We start from the raw sequence: 592 nt of genomic DNA, 5'->3' as shown, positions 1-592 counted from the left end.
TAAAGGTACAGAGTATCTCTGGAGTTTGCAACAATTACATAAAGATTTGTCTTTTAAAGCTTCTAAAAACATAAGGAAAACTCTTCAAAGGACGATTGAATTTGAACTATATAAAGCTATTCCTATTCCACAAAGATCTATACCTCTTGAAGAAATTTTAAATTTCAAAGAAAAATATAATGATGAATTAATAATGTTGCGTTTATGCTTAAGTGCTATGTATGATGAAATAATTAGTTCTCCTGATCAAATATTTACTCAGAATACAAAGATGTTGCAACTAGAAAAAGCAATTTGTGATTTACATAAATCAATGGACTCACATAAGGTAATGAAAAACAAATGTCTGGTTAGTCATAAAATTGTATTAAGAGCAGATTTTTCAGATTTGGTTGGATCCATCTCGGCAGCTTATGGATTCTATGAAGGGATGAAGAATCTTGGAGTATCTCAATATTTTTCTGCGTTTTTGGCGTCAGTGGGTGCCTTTATAAAAATAGGAATTAAAAGAAATGAAATAATTGAGAATATTCCTAATGAATTAAAAGATTATGCATATATTTCTAGAATAGAGAATGAGTTTGCCTAACAC

General features: G+C 29.4%; 1 protein-coding gene. It reads left to right on the top strand.

Annotated elements, in window-relative coordinates; all coding sequences use genetic code 11:
* Positions 1-589 (top strand): DUF6236 family protein (locus tag ACTHUE_RS19890; RefSeq protein ID WP_440424267.1); only part of this gene is annotated, 589 nt, incomplete at its 5' end.
* Positions 590-592 lie beyond the last annotated feature (3 nt).

Source organism: Neisseria sp. P0021.S005 (assembly GCF_051956955.1).
This window is presented reverse-complemented; position numbering and strand designations above follow the sequence as displayed.